This is a genomic window from Paraburkholderia youngii (assembly GCF_013366925.1).
GTDB classification, from domain to species: domain Bacteria; phylum Pseudomonadota; class Gammaproteobacteria; order Burkholderiales; family Burkholderiaceae; genus Paraburkholderia; species Paraburkholderia youngii.
The window spans coordinates 2,989,809-3,008,065 of record NZ_JAALDK010000001.1 but is presented as its reverse complement, the minus strand read 5'-3'; the positions used below and the strand labels follow the sequence as shown (position 1 = coordinate 3,008,065).

The window sequence follows — 18,257 nt, the reverse complement described above, 5'->3', positions numbered from 1 at the left end:
GTTCGAGCACGCTCCCGGGCGCGATGGCCCGGGAGCGTGGCGTTCACATCACACCCGTCTCAGTGTTATTTGCTCGCGAGTTGCTCTTGCGTGTAGAAGCCGTCCTTCACGACGGTGTCGAGGTTCGCCTTCGTCAGCTTGGTCGGCTGCAGCAGCACCGTATCAACCTTCTTCTTGCCGTTGTCGTACTGCGCGTTGAACGCCGGCTTGTCACCCTTCGCCAGAGCGACCGACAGCTTCGCCGCTTCGCCCGCGATCAGCTTCAGCGGTTTGTAGACGGTCATCGTCTGCGTGCCGGCAGCCACGCGCTTCACAGCCGCGAGGTCGGCATCCTGACCCGAGATAGGTACCTTGCCCGCGAGGCCTTGCGCCGCGAGCGCCTGGATCGCGCCGCCAGCGGTGCCGTCGTTCGACGCGACGACTGCGTCGATCTTGTTGTTGTTCGCGGTCAGTGCGTCTTCCATTATGCGCAGCGCGGTCGATGCGCTCCACTCCGGCACCCACTGCTGGCCGACGACCTTGATGTCACCCTTGTCGATCGCCGGTTGCAGCACCTTCAGCTGACCTTGGCGCAGCATCTTCGCGTTGTTGTCGGTCGGTGCGCCGCCGAGCAGAAAGTAGTTGCCCTTCGGCCGCGCGTCGTAGACGCCCTGCGCCTGCATTTCGCCGACCTTCTCGTTGTCGAACGAGATGTAGGCGTCGATATCGGCGTCGAGGATCAGGCGGTCATACGACACGACCTTGATGCCCGCTTTGCGCGCTTCGGCCACCACGTTGCCGAGCGTCTTCGAGTTGAACGGCACGATCACGATTACGTCGACGCCACGCGAGATCAGGTTTTCGATCTGCGAGATCTGACGCTCTTCGCTCGCATCGGCCGATTGCACGGACACCTTCGCGCCGAGCTTTTCCGCCGCGGCGACGAAATAGTCGCGATCGCGCGACCAGCGCTCGACGCGCAGATCGTCGATGCAGAAGCCGATTTCCGGATGATCCTTGCTGGCGTGCGCGAGCGGCGCGGCGAGCGACAGGCTGGCGAGTACCGCGCCGCACAGCAGCGAGCTCAGTACGTTACGACGCATTGCGAACTTCATTTTTGTCTCCTTCGTTAGTGATCGCCGGAATACCGGACGTATCGGTCTGCGCTGCGAGCCGCAGACTCGGACAAGCGACAACCCACAGCTTGCTGGTGCGCGCGGTCCACGTGGCCGCGCAATCTTTATTCAACGTCCGCTATAAATCGCCTGATTTACGATGTTTTCCATGTGTTCCTGCTGCCCGCTCACATGCCGCGGATTCAGATCGCGCGCCAGCGTGTCCTCCGCGAGCGTCGACAGCGAATACTCGCCGGACAGGATCTTGCCGCCGAATTCGCCATCCCAACCCGCGTAGCGTTGCCGCTTGAACTGTTCGAGGCGCTCGTTTTCGACCAGCACCGCCGCGCGTTCGAGGCCGAGCGCGAGGTTGTCGATCGCGCCGATGTGGCCATAAAACAGGTCTTCGGGATCGACACTCTGGCGCCGCAATTTCGCATCGAAGTTCATGCCGCCGGTCGTGAAGCCGCCGTGGCGCAGAATCTCGTAGAACGCCAGCGTCAGTTCCTCGACGCTGTTGGGGAATTGGTCGGTATCCCAACCGTTTTGCGGATCGCCACGATTCGCATCGATGCTGCCGAAGATGCCGAGCGCAAACGCGGTCGCAATTTCGTGATGGAACGAGTGGCCCGCGAGCGTCGCATGATTGGCCTCGATGTTGACGCGGATCTCCTTGTCGAGACCGTGCTGCAGCAGGAAGCCATGCACGGTTGCGACGTCGTAGTCGTATTGATGCTTGGTCGGCTCCTGCGGCTTCGGCTCGATCAGCAGTGTGCCCTTGAAACCGATCTGGTGCTTGTGCTCGACCACCATGTGCAGGAAGCGCGCGAACTGCTCGCGCTCGCGCACGAGGTCGGTGTTCAGCAGCGTGTCGTAGCCTTCACGTCCGCCCCACAACACGTAGTTCTCACCGCCGAGGCGCAGCGTCGCGTCGAGCGCATGACGCACTTGGGTCGCCGCAAAGGCGAACACCTCCGGATTCGGATTGGTCGCGGCACCGGCCGCGTAACGCGGATGCGAAAACAGATTCGCGGTGCCCCACAGCAATTTGATACCGGTATCCTGCTGCTTGCGCGCAAGGTAGTCGGACACGCGCAGGAAGTTCTCGCTGTATTCCTTGACGCTCGCGCCTTCGGGCGCGACGTCGGTATCGTGGAACGCGTAGTACGGCGTGCCGAGCTTCGAGAAGAATTCGAACGCGGCGTCAGCCTTCTGAAGCGCCCGCTCCATTGCGTCGCCGGGTTGCTGCCACGGCCGCCGGAACGTGCCCTGACCGAAGATATCGACGCCGGGCCAGACGAACGAGTGCCAATAGCACACGGCGATACGCAGATGCTCCTCGAGCGTCTTGCCGAGTACCTTCCTGGTTTTGTCGTAGTGACGGTACGCGAGCGGGTTGTCCGATTGCGGGCCTTCGTAACGAATCTCGGGAATGTGTTCGAAGTAGGACATCGGCGTCTCCAGTTGGCCCGAGTTGCCGCAAGGCGACTACCCGGATCCTATGAAAGGTTTTCTTTGCATTCTTCACCGCGACCCGCGCGGCTTGGCCGTGCAGGCCGACGAGGTGACGCCATGCTGCCGCTTGCACGATGTGCCGGCAATTGCGAAATTTCGCAGCGCGCTTGATGTTTCTTACCGCCGGCGCGTTTGTTTACTGCCGGCGCGCGATTCGACGCCTAGAATAGCCAGACGCTTAAAAACGGAGTTGCCCCCAGGCACCCGACACAATGGAGACAAAGGCGCGTGGTCCATCGTCCGCACGCCGCACACCGCCATGACCCGTCCACAAGCACCTCAGACAACCCATCGGATCGCGCTGCTGTTCAACGCGAACAAGGTCTACGATCGCGAGATCATCACCGGGATCGGCAACTACCTGCTGTCGACCCGCGTCGCATGGGATCTCTTCCTCGAAGAGGACTTCCGCTGCCGGCTCGCCGGTATCCAGCGCTTCGACGGCGACGGCATCATCGCGGACTTCGACGATCCCGCCGTCGGCGAAGCCCTGCGCGACTGCCCGCTGCCGGTGGTCGCGGTCGGTTCGTCGTATGAGGATCCGACGCAGTACCCCTCGGATTTACCCTATATCGCGACCGACAACAGCAAGCTCGTGTCGCTCGCGTACACGCATCTGATCGGCGCGGGCCTCGAAAACTTCGCGCTGTACAGCCTGCCGCAGGCGCAGGAAAACCGTTGGGCGCAACAGCGCGAACTCGCCTTCGCGCATCTGCGCAGCGCGGACGGGCACAGCGCGGCGCAGATCGATAGCGAAATCTATCGCGGTCTGTCGACAAGCGCGCCGTCCTGGAACCAGGCGATCGAACAGCTGACCACGTGGCTGCGGCAACTGCCCAAGCCGGTCGGCATCATCGCGGTGACCGACGCGCGTGCACGGCATTTGCTCCAGGCCTGTCTGATCGCGGGCATTCCGGTGCCCGAGGAAGTCGCGATCATCGGCATCGACAACGATCCGCTCACGCGCACGCTGACGCGCATTCCGCTGTCGTCGGTGATTCAGGGCACTGAGGAAATGGGCCGTACCGCCGCGCACATCCTGCATCAGATGCTGCACGGCGCGCGCTTTCCGGGGCGCCGCATTCTGGTGCCGCCGGTCGGCATCAACGTGCTCGAATCGACGCGGCATCAGCCGCTCGCGAGTCCGTACGTGATGCGCGCGCGCCATTTCATCCGCCAGTACGCGTGCCAGGGCATCCGCACCGAGCAGGTGGCCGACTATGTGGGCGTTTCGCGTTCGTCGCTCGAAGAGTATTTCCGGCGCGAGCGGCAATGCACCGTGCATCAGGAGATCCTGCGCCACAAGCTCGACGTCGCGAAGTCGCTGCTGGCGAAACGCGATGCGTCGAGCGCGGAAGTCGCGATTCGTTGCGGCTTCACGTCGCTGCAATACATGTACGCGGTATTTCGCCGCGAACTCGGCTGCACGCCGCGCGAATACCAGGAGCGCGTGGGCCCGAAGACGAAAACCACTGGCTGAGCATGCTTTTCTATTTTTTCTTCGCACTGACCACATGATCAGCATCGCACAACTCTCTTCCGAACCATGGGGCACGCTGCAGGGCGGCGATCGAGTCCGGCTCTATACGCTGCGTAACGCACACGGCATGAAAGTCGCCATAAGCGACCTCGGTGCGACGCTGGTTTCGTGGCACGCGCCGGATCGCGCCGGGCGTCTCGGCGATATTCTGCTCGGCCACGACACGCCCGCCGAATACGTGGCGGCCTCGACCTACATGGGCGGACTGATCGGCCGCTGGGCGAATCGCATTGCGGGCGCGCGCTTTTCGCTCGACGGCATCGAGTACACGCTGGATCGCAACGAAGGTCCGAACCTGCTGCATGGCGGCACGGTCGGTTTTCATCGCGCGTTGTGGGACGTCGCCGAGGACGACGGCGCGTTGCTGATGCGCCTGGAGTCGCCCGAGGGCGACGCCGGTTTTCCGGGCAACGTGACGGTGCAGGTGCGCTATTCGCTCGACGACGACGGCACGCTGACGATCGGCTACGAAGCGATCACCGACGCGCCGACGCCGCTCAATCTGACCAGCCATCCGTACTTCAACCTGACCGGGCGCGCGGGCACCGACATTCGCGGCCACGTGCTGTCGATCGACGCCGAGCGCTTTTTCGAAGTCGACGCGACGATGATTCCGTGCAAGCTCGCCGACGTCGCGGGCAACGCATTCGACTTCCGGCAGAGCGCGCCGATCGGCGGACGGCTCGACTGGCCGCACTCGCAACTCGCGCGCGCTGGCGGCTTCGATCATTGCTACGCGCTGCGCGAGGCGCCGGCAGACGCGATAAACGGCGACGATGGCCACGCGCTGCCGCTGCGCGAAGTTGCCTGCGCATACGATCCAGGCAGCGGACGCGAACTGACCGTCGCGACCGATCAGCGGGGCTTGCAGTTTTACACGGGCAACGCGTTGAACGGCAACCCGGGACGCGGGGGCGTTCGCTATCAACGGCACGCCGGCTTGTGCCTCGAGGCGGGCGGTTTTCCGAACGAGGTCAATATGGCCGGCCACGACGAAGTGATCGTGCGACCCGGCGATACCTACCGCCAAGTCACGACTTACCGCGTCGATGTACGCGAAGGTGTGTGACTGGATTTACGGGCGCTTTTCCGGTGTTTTACGAACACCGCGACGGCCAGATTACAGTTCGCCGACTAGCCGTTCTCTGCAATACTGAATTAGTCGACTAGTGGTTTTCCCGAAGTACGCACCCTTCTAGACTGTTTTTATGGCGCCGGCATCCCTGCGGCGCCGGATACACAACTACGGAGGGAAACATCATGAAATCGCTTATCCAGGCAGTTGCGCTTACGGCCGTGATCGCTGCTGCGCCGGTCGCGTCGTTCGCACAATCGGAACAGCCGGTCACGCGAGCCGAAGTCAAAGCGGAAGTGCAGCAACTCGAACAGAATGGCTATAACCCGGCCATCTCGCTCGATGCCCAGTATCCCGCGGACATTCAGGCGGCCGAGGCACGTGTCGCCGCGATGAACGGGAACGGACAAGCCAATACCTCGGGTTACGGGTCGCCGATGGGCGGATCGTCGCAATCGGGCCATCATCCGATGGTAGTAAATCCGGACGGTCAATAACGAGTCGCAAACGCGTTGCGAATGTCCGCAGCGAGGAAAGATTCGTGAGTTAGCGGCTTTTCCGTCTTTGCGATTTTCGCCGTTTTGTACCGATATGAAGCGAGCGCATGTTTTCAACGCATGCGCTCGCTTTTTTACTTATATGCGGCGCTAACAACGTGCCGCTAATTCCGACGCCTTCATTTCTGAGCCGACTTGTTCGCTGTCGGCATTTTGAATTAATCGCAACGCCTGAGAAAATCGCCACCAATTTCATCAGCCGCGCTTTCGATACGGACATAGACTTTCCCCTTGTGAATGCCGTTTTGCCCAAGCATCGGTTGACCCGACGTTTTCCCCTCAGCGAGGGAGCCGCGCTCCCTCATTCCCAGGAGACATGCGATGCCCCGCACCGCCGCTGAAAAACGCGCCGCTTTCCGCGCGCTGCACTCGTCTGGCTGTTTCGTGCTGCCCAATCCGTGGGACGTGGGCAGCGCCCGTTATCTGCATACGCTCGGCTTCAAGGCGCTCGCCACTACCAGTTCTGGTTTTGCGTGGTCGACCGGACACGCGGATAACACCTTGCCGCGCGAAACGATCCTCGCCCACCTGCGCGCGATCGTCGATGCGACCGATCTGCCGGTCAATGCCGACTTCGAAAACGGCTTCGGCCGCGATCCGGAAGAAGTGGCCGAGAGCGTGGCGCTCGCGGTGGCAACGGGCGTCGCGGGTCTGTCGATCGAGGACTCGACCGGCAACCCCGCCGCGCCGCTGTTTCCGGTCGACGTCGCGGTGCAGCGGCTCAGCGCCGCGCGCCGTGCGATCGATCAGAACGGCGGCGATACGCTGCTGGTCGGCCGCGCGGAGAATTTCCTCGCCGGCAAGGCCGATCTCGACGATGCCATCGCGCGTCTGAAGGCCTATGCGGCGGCGGGCGCGGACTGCCTGTATGCGCCCGGCATCCAGACGCGCGAGCAGATCGAAGCGGTGGTCGCGGCCGTCGCACCGAAGCCCGTCAATCTGCTGATCGGCTCGACCTCGACGCTGACGTTGCAGGACGTGGCCGCGCTCGGCGTGCGGCGGATCAGCGTCGGGGGCGGGCTCGCGCGCGCGGCGTGGGGTGGCTTCATGCACGCCGCTCAGGCGCTGGCCGATGGCCGCTTCGACTTCACCGGCGCGGTGGCGGGCAAGCAGCTCAATGAGCTTTTCAATCACAACGCGTGAAAAACGCCGTGCACGCAAGTGTTCGCGCGCCGCATCGACGTGATTGGAACGTGGCGGCGTTTCCGATGAGAAAAGCGCGCGAACGCATGAATCGGCGCACAGAGGCACCCGTCAAGCCAAATGTTATGATCGGAAACATTGTTCGCCCCGATCAAGCGCATACCTGACCCGCAGCAAGCCTCATGGACACCCATCTCACCAAATCCGCCGACACCGCGTCCTCCGATCTCGGCCGGCGCGTGCGCGCCGCCCGTCAGGCGCAGGATCTGACGCTCGAAACCGCGAGCCGCCTGTGCGGCGTCTCGCGCTCGACGTTGTCGAAAATCGAAAACGGCCTGATGTCCCCCACTTTCGACGTGCTGCAAAAAATCGTGCTGGGCCTGAAGATCGAAATCGGCGAACTGTTCGGCTCGACGCCGAAAGTCAGCGCGAGCGGCCGGCGCGCGCTGACGCGCAAAAACGAAGGCCAGCGCCACGCGTATCGCGGCTACCAGATGGAGTTGCTTGCCACCGATCTCGCGCACAAGGCGATGCTGCCGTTTCGCATCCGCATCTCCGCGCACACGCTCGACGCCTTCGACGACTGGGGCCGCCACGAAGGCGAGGAGTTTCTCTACGTGATCAGCGGCAGCGTGTGCCTCTATTCGGAGCTGTACGCGCCGACACATCTGAACGCGGGCGACAGCCTCTACTTCGACAGCCGCACGGGTCACGCGGCGGTGTCGACCAGCGAGGAAGACGCCGAAGTATTGTGGATGGCGACCAATGCGGACCTTCCGCATACACCGCCTGCCGCGAACGATTCAGCGAAGAAATAGCGCGCCCTGCACGGCGCGCGCGCACTCAGCGCGCCGCCAGCGCCCGTTGCGCGAGTTGCGCGATATGCAGTGCGTGTCGGCCCGTACCGTGCTCGATCTGCTCGCGACAACTGAAGCCGTTGGTCAGCACGATCGTTTGTGCATTCGCCGCCATCGCGTCGCGCACGGACGGAAATAGCTTGTCCTCGCCGATCTTTTCTGACAACGCGTGATGCTCGACATTGAAGCCGAACGATCCCGCCATCCCGCAGCAGCCGGTATCGAGCAGCTTCCATCTGACGCCGAGCTTGTTCAGCAGCGCCGTATCGCCCTGCATGCCGAATAGCGCCTTCTGATGACAATGGCCATGCACGATCACATCGGCCTCGAGCGTCGGCCACTCGAACCGCTGACGCGCGACGAAATCGGCAAACAGATAGGTTTGCGTGGACAGCTTCTTCGCCAACGGATGATTGGGGAGTTGCTTCAGCAACTCGTCCTTGAACACCGATAGACACCCAGGCTCCAGACCGACCAGCGGCACGCCGGCAGCGATGTCGTCCGCGAGATCGTCGACGATATGTGAGAGCAGCTCGCGCGCGCGTTCGAGCAGACCAAAGTCGTACAGCGGACGTCCGCAGCACAAACGCTTCTTCGGCAGGACGACGCGCCAGCCCAGTTGCGTCAGCACATCAGCTGCGGCCCGCGCGATCTCGGGCGTGAAGTGGTCGTTGAACGTGTCCACCCACAGGATCACTTTCTTTGCGTCGCCGCCGCGCGCATCAAGCGCGGATGCTTGCGACGATGCGCTCCGTCTATAAGTCGTAGCGGCAAAGCGCGGCAACGCACGGGTCTGCGCCACGCCCGCCATCCATTTGCCGAGCGCGGACAAACCGGGCGCCGTCGTCAGAAAGTTGGTCACGCGTGGAAAACGCGCGGCCCACGGCGCCCATTCGCCGATCCGCCCCATGAACAGCGCCTGACGCGGCCGACGATTGTTTTGATAGTAGTGAGAAAGGAACTCCGCCTTGTACGACGCCATGTCCGTATGCGTCGGGCAATCGGACTTGCAGCCCTTGCATGCGAGGCAGGTATCGAGCGCTTCTTTCACTTCGCGGCTGTTCCAGCCATCGGCGATCACGTCGCCTTGCAGCATTTCCCAGAACAGATGCGCGCGCCCGCGCGTCGAGTACATTTCCTCGCGCGTGCCGCGATAACTCGGACACATCGTGCCGCCTTCGAGCGAGCGGCACTTGCCCATGCCGATGCAGCGCTCGATCTCGCGCTGAAAGCCGTCGCCTTCCTGACTCGCGAACGCGAGCTTCGTATGCAGCGTCACCGGCTTGTACGCGGGACCCGTGCGCAGGTTTTCGTCGGCGCGGTATGCATGCACGACCTTGCCCGGATTCAAACGATTCGCCGGGTCCCAGATCGCCTTGAACTGCTCCATCGCCTGCATCAGTTCGGGGCCGTACATGATCGGCAGAAACTCGGCCTTCGCCTGGCCATCGCCGTGTTCGCCCGACAGCGAGCCGCCGAATTCGACCACCAGTTCCGCCGCTTCGCGCAAGAACCCGCGCCACGTCGCGATACCTTCCGCGCTGCGCAGATCGAACGTGATGCGCGCGTGCACGCAGCCGTCGCCGAAATGGCCGTACAGGCTCGTCTCGTAGCCATAGCGATCGACGAGCGCCTGAAACGCGCGCAGATAATCGCCGAGCCGCAGCGGATCGACCGCGGCATCTTCCCAGCCGACCACCGGATCGGGCTTGTCGCGATCCACCGATAACGCGACCGCCGACGCGCCGGTCTCGCGAATCGACCACACCTTCGCCTGCAATGCGCGATCTTCGACGAGCACCGTCGAGAGTTCCGGCCCCGCCGCGCCCGACTGAAAATACGCGGCGGCGTCGCGTGCCTGTTGCAGTGCTTCATGCTGCGTATCCGCGCCGAATTCGAGCACGACCCATGCATCGCCTTCGGGCAGCAGTGCGATCTCATCCTTCTTCAGCCCGCGCGCCTGCAGGCCGCGAATGATCGCGCGGTCGAGTCCCTCGACTGCGATCGGCCCGCAGCGCATGAAATGCGGCACGGCGTCCGCCGCCGTATAGATGTCGGGGAAGCCGACCACGACGATCACGCGCCTCGCCGGACTCTTCACGAGTCTCACTTTCGCCTGCAACGTGACCGCGCAAGTGCCTTCGCTGCCAACCAGCGCACGCGCGACGTTGAAGCCGTTTTCCGGCAGCAGTTGATCGAGATTGAAGCCCGACACGCGCCGCTTGATCTTCGGGAATTTCGCGCGAATCCGTTCCGCGTAGGTGTCGCGCAGTTGCTTGAGCGCCGCGTAGATTTCGCCTTGACGACCACCCGCCACGATGATGCGTTCGAGTTCTTCTTCGGAGGTCGGGCCGACCCAGAAACGCGCGCCGTCGAAGGTCGCGATTTCGAGCGCCTCGACGTTCTCGACGGTCTTGCCGGCCATCACCGAATGCGCGCCGCACGAGTTGTTCGCGATCATGCCGCCTAGCGTGCAGCGGCTATGCGTGGCGGGATCGGGCGCGAACGTGAGGCCGTGCTGTTCGGCGGCATCGCGCAACGAGTCGCACACGACGCCCGGCTCGACGACCGCGACGCCCGCGAGCGGATCGATCGAAACGACGCGGTTCAGATACTTGCTCGCATCGGCGACGACCGCGACGTTTACGCACTGGCCGTTCTGCGAGGTGCCGCCGCCGCGCGGGAGAAACGGCACGTCGTTGCGACGGCATGCGGCGAGCGCCGCGAGCAGATCGTCGATATCGGCCGGTACCACCACACCGAGCGGGACTTGCCGATAGTTCGACGCATCCGACGCGTACAGTGCTTTGGAACCCTGATCGAAGCGCACTTCGCCGCGCACATGCTGGCGCAGATCGCTTTCGAGCGCCTGCAATACCGCGGCGCTGCCCGCGAAAGGCCTGGCGACACGCGGTTCATTCGAAGCGCCGCGCTCGTCGACCCGGCGCTCTTCATCCAATGACAATGACGTCCCCACTGCGCTCCTCGTCTGCGATGCCGGCGCTTGCGCCGTCGTATGCGCTCAGGCCGCCTGGCTTGCGGTCATCCGGAAGATGCCCTGTGCGTTGCCCGCGTCGAAACGCAGGTCCGTTTCCCAGCGGCGCGCGTCCTGATCGAAACTGCGCTTGCGCGTGATGAATTCGTAGAACGAGCCCGGCACGTCGCGCGTGACGACGCTGCCGTCGGCCGCGCGAAATTCGCGTTGCACGAGATCCGCGCGATACGCGGTCTGGAACACGCGCCCAGAACGCGAATGCTCGACGTCCGGCTTCATTGGCCGACCCTTCGCCTTCTGTTCGTCCGACAGCTTGAACACATCCGCGACGCGATCGGTCGCGTGATTGAACGCGTTACCTTCGGTCGCGATCCACGCCATCTCCGCCGACTCCTTCAACAATACTTCGTAGTCGGCTTCGCGTGGCATCTCGTGCTGACGCGCGAACGCACCGACTATTACTGGTAGCAACTCTTGCGCCGCATCGATCGGCAGCACGCCGTCGCGTTCGAGTTCCCACAACAGGCCACTAGCGCGCCGCGTCAACGGATCGCGCGATGCACCGATCACGTTCGTCACCGCCTGCTGGAACGCCGCGGAAAAACGCTCCGGGTGCAGTTCGCTGACGAAGAACTGCGCGATCTCGTCGGGCGCGTCGTCATGCGCCCATGCGCGGCCGGTCATGCCGAGCCGATCGAGCGGATAACGGCCGTTGATCCGAAAGCCGAGCGGCCGCAGGATGCGCGCGAACGCGGCCTCGCCGGGCGGCAACGCGCCGCTGTGCGGCCAGCGCACGGTGCGCAGCGCGCCATGATCGAAGTACACGCTGCCGCCGGCGGCGACGGTTTCCTCCGTATAGCGGCGGCCGTTTTCCGAGCGCGCGAGCAGGTCGTCGAACAGCGCCATGTTCATCGCCTGTGCGAGTTCGGCACGCGTGACGCTGCCGCTTTCCCACTCGTTCAACACATGCGGATGATTCAGCGTCGCAAACAGGCGCGCGGTCTTCTCCGCGCCCAGCAGCTTCACCAGCAGTTGTTCGACGTTCGCATTCTTCAGGTTTCGCATTCGGCTTCTCCACGCTAAACGTTGAGCGCCCGCACGAGCGCCACATGACGGGCGAGATTATTCAAAATCCGCTCCGCCCCCGTAAAGCGAGATAAAATCGCCACTTGATGCGTTTTTGGAATTAACGTGCGAAAGTTCAAGATTCCCAACATGGGCGCGCTGCTCGCGTTCGAAGCCGCGGCGCGGCACGAGAGCTTCACGCACGCGGCGCGCGAGCTGTTCCTCACCGAAAGCGCGGTGTCGCGACAGATCAATACACTCGAAAGCAATCTAGGCGTGCGGCTGTTCGTGCGCGTCAAGCAACGCGTGGTGCTGACGCGCGCGGGCAAGGTCTACAGCGCGCAGGTGCGACGCTCGCTCGAACACCTCGATCGCGACACGCTGTCGATCATCGCGCACGGCAGCGGCGGCGGCTATCTGGAACTCGCGGTATTGCCGACGTTCGCATCGCAATGGCTGATTCCGCGCATGGCGACATTCAATGAACAATACCCGGACGTGCGCGTGAACATGGGCGTGCGTACCGCGACGTTCCCGTTCGCCGACACGCATTTCGAAGCGGCGATTCACTACGGCAAGCCGACGTGGCCGGGTACGTCGGCCGATTTTCTGTTCAGCGAGGAAGTGGTGCCGATCTGCGCGGCGAGCCTGCTGAAGCGGCCGGTCCGTAACGTCGCCGAACTACTCAACTATCCGCTGCTTCATTCGACGACGCGACCCGATGGCTGGGCGAGCTGGTTCGCAAATTTCGGCGTCGACGACAATCGCACGATGCAGGGCGTGCGCTACGAACTGCACACGATGCTGATCAGCGCGGCCGCGGCCGGACTCGGCATTGCACTGGTACCGCGCTTCTTCGTCGACACGCAGTTGCAGCAGTTCGGTCTCGTGATTCCGTTCGACGGACCCGCCGTTGCCGACGCCGCGTACTACCTCGTGTACCCAACCGAGTTGAGCCACGGCAAACCGCTCGCGAATTTCCGCGAGTGGCTGCTGCGCGAAGCGGCCGCGTACGGCGCGATTTATCCGGAGTTGGCGGAGCGGCCCGAGGGGGCGTGAGGGAACGCCAGTCGCATGGGTGATTGGATCAATCACACATGCGACCGTGTGAGACTCAGTTGGAGGCGCGCGCCTGCGCCAATGCGGCCAAATTGCCTTCGCCGAAGCCATGATGTCCCTGGCGTTGCACGATCTCGAAGAAGATCTCGCCGGCGCGACGGCGTACGAAGGTCTGGAAAAACAGCAGCGGCACGCCGTCCGCGCCGATCTCACCGTCCACGAGCACATGCGTGCGCCGCAGCCGCTCGACATCGAGCCCGTGGCCCGGCAAGCGTGCATCGAGTTGCTCGTAGTAGCGCGGCGGCGGCTCGACGAATTCGACGCCGTTCGCGAGCAGACGCTCGACGCACGCGAAGATGTCGTCGGTGGCGAGTGCAATGTGCTGCACGCCTTCGCCCGGATGATCGGGCAGATACTCGTGCATCAGGTTGGTCCGGCGCGTGCCCTCCTCGTACAGCGGTATGCGGATCGCGCCGCACGGCGACACCATCACGCGCGATTCCGCCGACACGTGCCAATTCGCGTGCAACTCGTGAATCTCGCGGAAATTCAGCAGGTCGCGATAGAAGTCGATCCACTCCTGCATGCGGCCTTCGCCAACGGTTTGCGTCAAATGATCGACCGCGACCAGGCCGCTGCCCGCGTGACTCAGATCGGCTTCGGCCGTGTCGATTTCGATGGGGCGGAAGTCGATGTCGAAGATCGAGATATCGCCGAGGCCGCCGCGCTGACCGCCGCGTCCGCGCCAGCGATCGACGAAATAGATGTGGGAATCGCCGATACCTTGAATCGCCGGAATCAGCAGTTCGCCGGCCCCGAGGCGTTCGCCCTCGAACTCCCACGCGCCGAGTTCCACCGCGCGTGCGAACGCGCGCTGCGCGTCGGCGACCCGAATCCCGATCGCGCAGATGCCGACCCCGTATTCCTCCGCGTAGCGCGCCGCGAACGAATCGGGCTCCGCGTTGATCAGGAAATTCATCTCGCCCTGACGGTACAGCGTCACGTCCTTGCTGATATGACGCGCGATCGCCTTGAAGCCGAGCCGCTTGAAGGTCTCGCCGAGCGCCTGCGGATCGCGGGCGGCGAACTCGACGAATTCGAGGCCGGCCGTGCCGAGCGGATTGTGCTCCGGCGCGATCACGGCGCGCTGCGCGGCCTCGGGAGTGGGCAAGTCGCTGGGCATGGCAATCTCCTTGTACGGTCTTTCGATGCGGTGGCCGGTCTTTCCGGGGTTCGGCGCGAACCGTTCCGGCCGCTCGCGATGGGCTGCGTGACGCGTGCCCGCTCGTGGCGTGCACGCGGCGTGCCGCGGAAAAAAACGGACCGCGGCGGCTTTCGCACCGTGTTTTTACACCGGGTCGCGGGGCATTCGCAACCGTCATTTTGTACTGGTTGGTTCATACGGAGAACGGCATGCCGATGGGCGCCCGAGGCATGCGTGCGGCAGGCCGCCGGATCACTCGAGCGCCGCGTCGCCCGGGCCGCCTTTGCGCGCCGTTTTGCCGGCGGTTTTACCGGTGCTTTTGCCCGCATCCTTGCCCGACACCGCCGCCATTCTGCCCCGCGCGACCTCGCGCACCGCCTCGATAAACGCGCGCCCCACCGCCGACGGCTGCGTATCCGAGCGACGGATCAGCCCCACCGGCTCGCCGGTGCCCGCAAACGGCAGCGGCAAGCGCACCAGCATGCCGTGCGCGAGTTCGTATTCGACCGCGCTTTGCGGCACGAACCACACCGCGCCGTTTTCGAGCGTCAGCGCACGCCCCGTCGATACCGACAACACCTCGACGAACCCTGACAACGGCGCCACGCCCCACGCGCTCAGCAGGCTTTCGGTCGACTGGCGGATCAGCGTGCCGAACGGCGGCAGCACGATCGGAAAATCCTCCAGCGACGTGGCCGGCAAGGCCGTTCCCTGCGCGAGCGGATGCCCGGCGCGCACGACCGCGATCAGCGGCTCGGTAAACAACTGCTCGAAGCTCAGGCCGACCATCCGCTCGGGGTCCGCGAGACGGCCGATCGCGAATTCGATCGAACCCGCTTTCAGGCGTTCGAGCAATTCCGGATTTGCGCCGGTCGCGAGGCGCACGATCACGCGCGGCCACTGCGTCGAGAACTGTCTCAGCACGGGCGGAACCAGCACCGCGGCGACAGTGGGCAGCACGCCGACTTCGAGCGTCGCGGCGGCCGCGCCCTCGGCGCGCGCCAGCAGATCGACGCCCTGGCGCAGCGCGCTCACGCAGGCGCTTGCGTGCGGCATGAAAAGCTGCCCCTCGCGCGTCGGCACCGCGCCGTGACGGCCGCGCTCGAACAGCTTCACGCCGAGAATGGTTTCCAGCTCGGCGACCGTCTTCGATACCGCCGGCTGGGTGATCGACAGACTGTCCGCCGCCCGCTGGACGCTGCCGAACTGCGCGACGGCCAGAAAGCACTGGAGATGGCGAAATTTGACGCGGCTATCCGCGAGACTGCGTTGCATAACGGAAGGTTATACGAAACGGGCAAAAACGTCATTTTTCATAACCGCCTGCTTTGTATAAAGTGCGAGTCATAACGCCGCATCCCCCGATTCGTCCAACGGAGACACTTCATGGAAGATTCAATTCTTTCCCCGCGAGATTTCGCGTCCCATCCCGAGTACGTCTATCCGCCGTACGGTTCGTCGGTCAAGCGCGGCCCGACCCGTCCGCTGATTCCGCTGAAAGAACGTCTGCGCGACCAGCGCGTGCCGGTCTACGGCAGCGACGACCTCGATCCGCTCGACAACGACCTGACCCGCAACGCGGTGCGCAATGGCGAGCCGCTCGGCGAGCGCATCATCGTGACGGGCCGCGTGCTCGACGAAGGCGGCCGTCCGGTGCGCAACACGCTCGTGGAAATCTGGCAGGCGAACGCCGCCGGCCGCTATGTGCACAAGGCCGACCAGCACGACGCGCCGCTCGATCCGAACTTCCTCGGCGCGGGCCGCTGCATCACGGACAACGAAGGCCGTTACCGCTTCTTGACCATCAAGCCGGGCGCGTATCCGTGGGGCAACCATCCGAACGCATGGCGTCCGCAGCACATCCACTTCTCGCTGTTCGGCGATCACTTCGGCTCGCGTCTCGTCACGCAGATGTACTTCCCCGGCGATCCGCTGCTTGCGTTCGACCCGATCTACCAGGGCACTCCGGAAAACGCCCGTGAGCGCATGATCTCGAAGTTCTCGCTCGACATTACGCAAGAGGCCTATGCGCTCGGCTACGATTTCGACATCGTGCTGCGCGGCCCGAACGAAACCCCGATGGAGCGCTAAGCCATGACGACTCTCAAGCAAACGCCTTCGCAGACCGTTGGTCCGTACTTCGCCTACGGTCTTTGTCCGCAGCAATACGACTTCGACTACAAGAGCCTGTTCACGCACGTGCTGGCCGACATGGAAGCGGCCGGCGAGCACATCACGATCGTCGGTCAGGTGTTCGACGGCGACGGCAAGGTGGTTGGCGACGCGATGATCGAAATGTCGCAGGTCGACTCGAACGGCCACTATCCGGAATCGCGCGAGGACATCCTGAAGACCGGCTTTCACGGCTTTGCGCGCGTCGGTACCGGTACGGACCCGCACAAGCGCTTCATCGTCGAGACGGTGAAGCCGGGCCGCGCGAATCCCGACGAAGCGCCGCACATCGACGTGATCCTGACGATGCGCGGCATGCTGCTGCACACGTTCACGCGCATCTATTTCGAGGACGAAGCGCAGGCGAACGAGCAGGACGCCGTGCTGGCGTCGGTGCCGGCCGAGCGCCGTGACACGCTGATCGCGCGACGCGTTGCCGGTACGGCCAACGTGTACCGCTTCGACATCCACATGCAGGGCGATCAGGAAACCGTGTTTTTCGACCTGTGATGCGCGATTCGTCGCGAAGCTCCGAGCAGTAAAAATCGAGCCCGCCTTGTGCGGGCTTTTTTTCGCGCGGACGTTTCGCGATGCACCTGCGCGCGTTAGCAGCGGAAATGATCGATGCTTTGTCCGGCGTGAATCGCGCGCGCGAGCCACGCCGGTTTATCGCCCTGACCGTCCCACGTGTTGCCGAACGCGTCGCGGTACAGCACCGCGGCCACGGCGTTCGCATCGGCTTCGAGCGATTCGGCCAGCGCTTCGAGGGTGATGTTGTGGTCGTCCATGCGTCGACGAATCCACGCGATCATGCGCTCCCGGAGGTTCTCGTCGCGTTCGAACAGTCGTTGTTGTCCTTCTCGTTCTTTCATAACGTATTGGTGTCGCAGCTCTTGCTGGCATTAGACAAACTGGCAACTCGCATAACAACGCGAGGCTCGTGCTTAATTCAATTTTGAACGAAAGCAATTCGACGAATTCGCGCGATCCCTGCAAGTGCGTAAAAACCCGCATTTGCAACTGATGCCTGTCAGATTCTGAATTAAATCGCTGGGATCAAGCGAATCGGCTACTCGAAGAATAGAAGGCGCTAGAATTGCGCCCGTGTTTCGCTTCGTGCGTCGCCTCGTCGTGGCGAGGGAACTTCAGCGGATCGAAAGTGATTCTAGCATTCGATGTATTTTGGCCGCAGCAAAGAAGTTTTTCTAATTGTACTAATTGCGGGACTTCCGGGTTTTCGGTAATCGTGGCTTCCACCACCCGATTGGCGGACAATGCGAAACCCGGGATTCGCCAGAACATCTCGCATCGGCCCGACCTCAGGAGACACGACCATGCCCGCCTCGACCGCCATCCTCACAATCCTCGCCGCGCTGCTATTGGGCGCGATGAGTCCGGGACCCAGCTTCGTCATCGTCGCGCGCAACGCGATCGGCCTGTCGCGCGGCGACGGTCTCGCGACGGCGCTCGGCATGGGCATCGGCGGTGTGTTTTTTAGCGGCATCGCGCTGCTCGGTCTCTATACGCTGCTCGCGACGGTCGAATGGCTCTACGTCGGGCTGAAAGTAGCCGGCGGCGTCTACCTGGTTTATCTGGCGTCGAAAATCTGGCGCGGCGCCGCGAAGCCGCTCGCGTTCAGCGAAACGCAAACCGGCAGCGGCGTCAATCCGCGCAAGTCGTTCTGGGTCGGCCTGAGCACGCAGCTGAGCAATCCGAAGACGGCCGTCTATTACGGCAGTATCTTCGCCGCGCTGCTGCCGCAGCATCCGCCGGTGTGGTGCTATTTCGCGCTGCCGCCGGCGATCTTCGCGATCGAAGCGGGCTGGTACACGATCGTCGCACTGTGCTTTTCGAGCCAACGGCCGCGCGAAATCTATCTGCGCTGGAAGGCGTGGATCGATCGCATCGCCGCGGGCGCGGTGACCGCGCTAGGTCTGCGGCTGATCTTGAATGCGCACAAGGTCGGGATTTGACGCCAACA

16 protein-coding genes are annotated in these 18,257 nt (G+C 63.5%); 9 read left to right on the top strand and 7 right to left on the bottom strand.

What is annotated here, in order from left to right; genetic code table 11:
• Nucleotides 1-65 precede the first annotated feature (65 nt).
• Nucleotides 66-1,094 (bottom strand): D-xylose ABC transporter substrate-binding protein, encoded by a 1,029-nt coding sequence (xylF, locus tag G5S42_RS13895; protein ID WP_176107254.1) that lies wholly within the window; start codon nucleotides 1,092-1,094, stop codon nucleotides 66-68.
• Nucleotides 1,095-1,223: 129 nt separating this feature from the next.
• A complete protein-coding gene (xylA, locus tag G5S42_RS13890) occupies nucleotides 1,224-2,546 on the bottom strand; it encodes a xylose isomerase (protein WP_176107253.1) in 1,323 nt (440 codons plus the stop codon).
• Nucleotides 2,547-2,868: 322 nt separating this feature from the next.
• On the opposite strand from xylA, the gene G5S42_RS13885 reads away from it, so the two are divergent.
• From G5S42_RS13885 to G5S42_RS13865, 5 genes are all read left to right on the top strand, one after another.
• Nucleotides 2,869-4,089 (top strand): XylR family transcriptional regulator, encoded by a 1,221-nt coding sequence (locus tag G5S42_RS13885; RefSeq protein WP_176107252.1) that lies wholly within the window; start codon nucleotides 2,869-2,871, stop codon nucleotides 4,087-4,089.
• A gap of 34 nt (nucleotides 4,090-4,123) precedes the next feature.
• Nucleotides 4,124-5,218: an aldose epimerase family protein gene (locus tag G5S42_RS13880; RefSeq protein ID WP_176107251.1), complete on the top strand. Its 1,095-nt coding sequence runs from the start codon at nucleotides 4,124-4,126 to the stop codon at nucleotides 5,216-5,218.
• Between the two features lie 191 nt (nucleotides 5,219-5,409).
• Nucleotides 5,410-5,721: a DUF4148 domain-containing protein gene (locus G5S42_RS13875; protein ID WP_176107250.1), complete on the top strand. Its 312-nt coding sequence runs from the start codon at nucleotides 5,410-5,412 to the stop codon at nucleotides 5,719-5,721.
• A 381-nt stretch (nucleotides 5,722-6,102) separates the two neighbouring features.
• A complete protein-coding gene (locus tag G5S42_RS13870; RefSeq protein WP_176107249.1) occupies nucleotides 6,103-6,924 on the top strand; it encodes an isocitrate lyase/PEP mutase family protein in 822 nt (273 codons plus the stop codon).
• Nucleotides 6,925-7,106: 182 nt separating this feature from the next.
• Nucleotides 7,107-7,742 (top strand): helix-turn-helix domain-containing protein, encoded by a 636-nt coding sequence (locus tag G5S42_RS13865; protein ID WP_176107248.1) that lies wholly within the window; start codon nucleotides 7,107-7,109, stop codon nucleotides 7,740-7,742.
• A 25-nt stretch (nucleotides 7,743-7,767) separates the two neighbouring features.
• Here the strand turns inward: G5S42_RS13865 and G5S42_RS13860 are convergent, their stop codons facing one another.
• The gene (locus tag G5S42_RS13860; RefSeq protein ID WP_176110517.1) at nucleotides 7,768-10,740 is read right to left on the bottom strand and encodes an FAD-binding and (Fe-S)-binding domain-containing protein; all 2,973 of its coding nucleotides are present in this window, start codon (nucleotides 10,738-10,740) and stop codon (nucleotides 7,768-7,770) included.
• Nucleotides 10,741-10,803: 63 nt separating this feature from the next.
• A complete protein-coding gene (locus G5S42_RS13855; protein WP_176107247.1) occupies nucleotides 10,804-11,841 on the bottom strand; it encodes a DUF1338 domain-containing protein in 1,038 nt (345 codons plus the stop codon).
• 126 nt (nucleotides 11,842-11,967) lie between these two features.
• Here G5S42_RS13855 and G5S42_RS13850 point away from each other — a divergent pair, with 126 nt between their 5' ends.
• Nucleotides 11,968-12,900: a LysR substrate-binding domain-containing protein gene (locus G5S42_RS13850; protein ID WP_176107246.1), complete on the top strand. Its 933-nt coding sequence runs from the start codon at nucleotides 11,968-11,970 to the stop codon at nucleotides 12,898-12,900.
• Nucleotides 12,901-12,955: 55 nt separating this feature from the next.
• Here the strand turns inward: G5S42_RS13850 and G5S42_RS13845 are convergent, their stop codons facing one another.
• Both G5S42_RS13845 and pcaQ read right to left on the bottom strand, forming a co-directional pair.
• Nucleotides 12,956-14,083, bottom strand: coding sequence for a 4-hydroxyphenylpyruvate dioxygenase family protein (locus tag G5S42_RS13845; RefSeq protein WP_176107245.1), 1,128 nt, complete (start codon nucleotides 14,081-14,083; stop codon nucleotides 12,956-12,958).
• 273 nt (nucleotides 14,084-14,356) lie between these two features.
• Nucleotides 14,357-15,379, bottom strand: a complete 1,023-nt coding sequence (pcaQ, locus tag G5S42_RS13840) for a pca operon transcription factor PcaQ (RefSeq protein ID WP_176107244.1) — start codon at nucleotides 15,377-15,379, stop codon at nucleotides 14,357-14,359.
• Between the two features lie 111 nt (nucleotides 15,380-15,490).
• Here pcaQ and pcaH point away from each other — a divergent pair, with 111 nt between their 5' ends.
• Nucleotides 15,491-16,195: a protocatechuate 3,4-dioxygenase subunit beta gene (gene pcaH, locus G5S42_RS13835; protein WP_176107243.1), complete on the top strand. Its 705-nt coding sequence runs from the start codon at nucleotides 15,491-15,493 to the stop codon at nucleotides 16,193-16,195.
• A gap of 3 nt (nucleotides 16,196-16,198) precedes the next feature.
• Nucleotides 16,199-16,786: a protocatechuate 3,4-dioxygenase subunit alpha gene (pcaG, locus tag G5S42_RS13830; RefSeq protein ID WP_176107242.1), complete on the top strand. Its 588-nt coding sequence runs from the start codon at nucleotides 16,199-16,201 to the stop codon at nucleotides 16,784-16,786.
• A 95-nt stretch (nucleotides 16,787-16,881) separates the two neighbouring features.
• Here pcaG and G5S42_RS13825 read toward each other — a convergent pair whose 3' ends face one another.
• Complete coding sequence (locus G5S42_RS13825) at nucleotides 16,882-17,148, bottom strand: H-NS family nucleoid-associated regulatory protein (RefSeq protein ID WP_176107241.1); 267 nt, start codon at nucleotides 17,146-17,148, stop codon at nucleotides 16,882-16,884.
• Between the two features lie 462 nt (nucleotides 17,149-17,610).
• On the opposite strand from G5S42_RS13825, the gene G5S42_RS13820 reads away from it, so the two are divergent.
• On the top strand, nucleotides 17,611-18,249 hold the full coding sequence (locus G5S42_RS13820; protein ID WP_176107240.1) for a LysE family translocator: 639 nt from the start codon (nucleotides 17,611-17,613) through the stop codon (nucleotides 18,247-18,249).
• Nucleotides 18,250-18,257 lie beyond the last annotated feature (8 nt).

Coding starts and splice junctions, on each gene's coding strand:
- G5S42_RS13855 (WP_176107247.1), bottom strand. CDS start 11,841: ATGCGAAACCTGAAGAATGCGAACGTCGAACAACTGCTGGTGAAGCTG.
- xylF (WP_176107254.1), bottom strand. CDS start 1,094: ATGAAGTTCGCAATGCGTCGTAACGTACTGAGCTCGCTGCTGTGCGGC.
- G5S42_RS13870 (WP_176107249.1), top strand. CDS start 6,103: ATGCCCCGCACCGCCGCTGAAAAACGCGCCGCTTTCCGCGCGCTGCAC.
- pcaG (WP_176107242.1), top strand. CDS start 16,199: ATGACGACTCTCAAGCAAACGCCTTCGCAGACCGTTGGTCCGTACTTC.
- G5S42_RS13825 (WP_176107241.1), bottom strand. CDS start 17,148: ATGAAAGAACGAGAAGGACAACAACGACTGTTCGAACGCGACGAGAAC.
- pcaQ (WP_176107244.1), bottom strand. CDS start 15,379: ATGCAACGCAGTCTCGCGGATAGCCGCGTCAAATTTCGCCATCTCCAG.
- xylA (WP_176107253.1), bottom strand. CDS start 2,546: ATGTCCTACTTCGAACACATTCCCGAGATTCGTTACGAAGGCCCGCAA.
- pcaH (WP_176107243.1), top strand. CDS start 15,491: ATGGAAGATTCAATTCTTTCCCCGCGAGATTTCGCGTCCCATCCCGAG.
- G5S42_RS13820 (WP_176107240.1), top strand. CDS start 17,611: ATGCCCGCCTCGACCGCCATCCTCACAATCCTCGCCGCGCTGCTATTG.
- G5S42_RS13880 (WP_176107251.1), top strand. CDS start 4,124: ATGATCAGCATCGCACAACTCTCTTCCGAACCATGGGGCACGCTGCAG.
- G5S42_RS13845 (WP_176107245.1), bottom strand. CDS start 14,083: ATGCCCAGCGACTTGCCCACTCCCGAGGCCGCGCAGCGCGCCGTGATC.
- G5S42_RS13875 (WP_176107250.1), top strand. CDS start 5,410: ATGAAATCGCTTATCCAGGCAGTTGCGCTTACGGCCGTGATCGCTGCT.
- G5S42_RS13885 (WP_176107252.1), top strand. CDS start 2,869: ATGACCCGTCCACAAGCACCTCAGACAACCCATCGGATCGCGCTGCTG.
- G5S42_RS13865 (WP_176107248.1), top strand. CDS start 7,107: ATGGACACCCATCTCACCAAATCCGCCGACACCGCGTCCTCCGATCTC.